This is a genomic window from Endozoicomonas sp. ONNA2, from assembly GCF_024606365.1.
Lineage (GTDB): Bacteria > Pseudomonadota > Gammaproteobacteria > Pseudomonadales > Endozoicomonadaceae > Endozoicomonas.
Map to the genome: position 1 here is coordinate 1 of NZ_JAHHPO010000331.1, position 3685 is coordinate 3685.

The 3685-nt window shown below is 49.1% G+C and carries 4 protein-coding genes; 2 read left to right on the forward strand and 2 right to left on the reverse strand.

Annotated elements, in window-relative coordinates; all coding sequences use genetic code 11:
* A partial coding sequence (locus KDK14_RS06020; RefSeq protein WP_257264112.1) for an ankyrin repeat domain-containing protein occupies positions 1-1778 on the reverse strand: 1778 nt, incomplete at its 3' end.
* Between the two features lie 25 nt (positions 1779-1803).
* On the opposite strand from KDK14_RS06020, the gene KDK14_RS06025 reads away from it, so the two are divergent.
* Positions 1804-2118 (forward strand): hypothetical protein, encoded by a 315-nt coding sequence (locus KDK14_RS06025; protein WP_257264113.1) that lies wholly within the window; start codon positions 1804-1806, stop codon positions 2116-2118.
* Between the two features lie 457 nt (positions 2119-2575).
* Here KDK14_RS06025 and KDK14_RS06030 read toward each other — a convergent pair whose 3' ends face one another.
* A complete protein-coding gene (locus KDK14_RS06030; RefSeq protein WP_257264114.1) occupies positions 2576-2866 on the reverse strand; it encodes a hypothetical protein in 291 nt (96 codons plus the stop codon).
* A 13-nt stretch (positions 2867-2879) separates the two neighbouring features.
* Here KDK14_RS06030 and KDK14_RS06035 point away from each other — a divergent pair.
* Positions 2880-3685, forward strand: an 806-nt coding sequence (locus tag KDK14_RS06035; RefSeq protein WP_257264115.1) for a hypothetical protein, incomplete at its 3' end; no start/stop codon positions are given.

Here is a 3685-nt window from a genome sequence, read left to right on the forward strand (position 1 = left end):
GTATTGGCATCGGCTCCGGCAGCCAGCAGGGTTGCCAGCGTTTTATAATCTTTGTTGTCAAGGGCTTCAGAAAGAATTATGGCCGTTTTACCGGTATGAATCTTGCGTAACAATTGTCTGATGACTGGTTGGCCATAGTCAGGGTGATCAAGTACATAATCGATTACCCGCCGCATCAAATGGAACATTTGTTTTGCGTCTTCGCAGGTAGCCAGAAGTGATTGCAATTCTGTTTCAGTGCCACCGACCACTGCCTGGGCTATAACATCGACTCGCCGCTCAGGTGGCAAGGCGAAATACAGCAGCTTCACTACCTCAGCATGGCTATTGCGGGCAGCAACGGCCAGTGGCGTGTCAGCGTACGTGTGGCTATCGATGTCGCCAACATCGGCATCGAGCAGGGCATCCACCAGTTCTGCATCCCCGTTTTGCGCCGCAAGCCTCAGGAAGTAACCGCAGTCGCCTGTGTTTCTGATCAGTAATTGATCAAACACTGCCCGTTGGCTGGTAGAGACAGCATGGGACAAGGCGTCTGCATAACACGCCCCTTCGTTGAGCAGCGCAGCAATGGCTGCTTCGTTCTGATCTCCGACGCTGGCGCACAGCGCTTCTTCCAGTGGCACGATATCTGTCAGCGCCCGCAACGCGGCATGGTTGTCCTGTTGGGCCGCCAGGATGGTAGCCTCAACACAATCGGCATGCCCGAAGATTCTGCGCAGTTCAGGCAGTTGCGTTAAATCTCTCAGGAGTCTCCTGTTGTTTGCCTGTGCGGCCATAAAAATAATCTGGCCGCAACTGAAACCGAGGTCGATCAAAGAGCTTATTGTCTCCGCACTTTGGTAATGATCAATGACTTCCATAACTGCCATGTTACGATCAACACCTGCGGCTAACAGCATTTGCACATTTTTGCTCTTCCGTTGTTCAATTGCCTGCACCAAATATTTCCCGGAGAGCCCTTTATCATCGCATTGGACCAGCATTGCCAGTGTTTTGGGGTCATCATTATCCAAAGCGTCCTTGAATGACCAGGAAAACATATACTCGGATTTATTGGCTAGCGTCTTGACACAGCTTGTCTGATTATGTTCAGCAGCCACCGAAACCAGAGGGACCGCTTCTCCACAATACATGACCGCCTCCTGCTTGCTGCACACGGTTGACGGATCTTGATTGGCTATTTCCTCAAGCATGGCCTGATCGCCAACGACACAGGCCTGCACCTGCAGTAGCTCTTGAATGCCAGCACGCATATCGTCGTGACGACGCTTCAACCCCAGCCTGACCAGGGTCGGCAAATCAGGAATTTTGCCATCACTGCTGGTGGCATCATTGGCTGAGCCTGCGGGCGGGCCTGCCGTTGGCGCCAGGGTCGCGATGGTGCGGTTACTGACGGCCCCTGCGCCAGACTGATCGTCGCCAGAACTGTTTGCCTGGTTACTGGCAATATACTGTTGCAAGTATTCAGCAAGATCTGACTTACAGTAGCTGGTGCTCTTGCTGTTGCTGTAAACGATAGTGTCCAAATTTACCAATGGCAGGGCATTGTGCCCACAAACCCCGCATCGCAGATAAGCATGGTTTGGTTTGACCTCGCAGATATTTCTGCCCACCAGGCTTTGCTTTTGTTCTTTCCAATCTTGCAGACACCGGGTGTGAACGATGGTTTTGCAACAATGGGTCAAGACAAAGTCATGAAACTTGCCTGCCAATTCTCCGAGACATATCCAGCATTCAGGCTTCTGCTGATTGGTAACTGATGCAGTGACTGGTTCCACTCATAACTCCACAGTGAGTTTTCTGATGTCTTATTCAGACACAATTCAGCAAGTAAAGTTCAATAATTGTCGACAGTTGATGGCCAGGTTTCGGGACGCCGGGCAAAATAGCCTGATGGTGGGTTGTCATCAGGCTGTCGGAGAGTATGGTGGTGGAGCTTCTGAAGGGTTTGGTTCTGGCGTTTCTGAAAAGTGTAGCGGCGCTTCCGGGGAGTTTGGCCCTGACGTTTCTGGAGAGTATAGCGGCGGCGCTTCTGAAGGGTTTGGCCCTGACGCTCCTGAAGAGTATAGCGGCGGTGCTTCCGGAGGGTATGGCGTGTATGGCGGGAGAAATGGGTGAGTAAACTGTAACATGGTTGTCGTATTGATTGGCCCGGCCTCTCTGGGTGTTCTGGTCGGTTGATCGGTTACTACAGAAGCATTTGTGCGTATCCGGTATGACAGCCCCCTGATCGTCCTGGAACGAATAGCAGGCTGGTAAACATCGGTATGGGTATCATTCATTCCGTTTTGGCGACAGGCAGCATAAATAGCCACTACTGAAATGGCACTGACAGCGCCTGATAACCCACCCACCCCCATGGAGAGAATCTCTAAAGCGACATTTTTTGTGACCATACAGCCAGTGGCCGTACCAGCACCAGCTCCAGCCAATCCACCCATTACAGTGGAGACAAGGGAAGTGGGTTCATATCCGGGGGGGAAAAAACATTCAGAACATGAGCTTACAGGATGCATAATGTACTCCCGGGTAAAGTATCTCTGTACAAGAGTGACCTGATTATTTCTAAAAAGTTTCAGAACTGTCCCATTTTTTTTCGCGCCAGCCTCTCACAGAAACAGCCACTATGAGGAACCGGATGTGTCATTTTCCCGTTTCTGTCAGGGTTGAGGTTGGTAACGGCCTCTTGTTTGCCACAAATTTTTTTGCTGATTGGCTGATTTTCCTGCTCTGCGAGGTTAAAAAAAATGAGTGCACCCCCATATCTTCCAAGAAAATATGGGCGTCCTTTTGCTTCCTGACTATCTTGAGTATCTATAATCAGAGCCTGATCAGGCGAAGCTGGTAACTGTTGTTGAGCGTTCACGAGTCCGGAGTTTATGAAAAACCTATCACTACGTCAGCAGGCGGCATCAAGTACAAGTATTTCCAAACAGATGCCGGATACTCAATCAGATGCGAAAGCCAAACCGGGTAAAAGGCGGTTTAAAGGAAAGATAGTAAAAGCCGTGTCCGATGCCGTGAAGTTGGCACAAGACATGGGCAGTAACATTGCAGAATCGTCAGTACTAAAAAAGCCATTGAAACAATACCGGGCTGCTGGTGAACAAGGGCTCAAGTTGTTTGCTAACAAGAGTTACCTGGATCCAGAAGCTGCTGACGACATATACAAGAAAAAAATCACTGATTTTCGCCGTGCCTATGAAAAAGCTCTTAATGTCTATGTGCAACAAAAAGACCCCAGGCATTACTCATTTCTCAAAGGCTACCTGGAGAATAACCCAAAGGCTTTTGTCTTCGAATTGCAGGAAAGTCCTGACGGTACGACGTCCGTTACGGTAACCAAAATGCGGAAAACATTTACAGGATTTGCTGAAGAAATAGCATGTTTACTTAAGGGTCATGGGTCAGGCGGAAATTTGGCAAAGGCATTAATAGACAGTTTGGAGCCTTTGGGTTTGTCGTTGTCTTCAGCAATAATAGGAAGTTCCTGGTCGGTGCACATGAAAGTCCCGGAGGTTGACGATTCGCAAGTGCAGCCTGAAACTGCAGATGATACCGATAGTCTGCCAAGTGTCAGTCCATTTCAACGCTCAGACAGTAAGGAGCAGTTAAGACTCAAAGAATTAGAAGAAAAAAGAATAAAAAGAAGGAAGAACTATAACAAATTATGGAGACCCGTTTA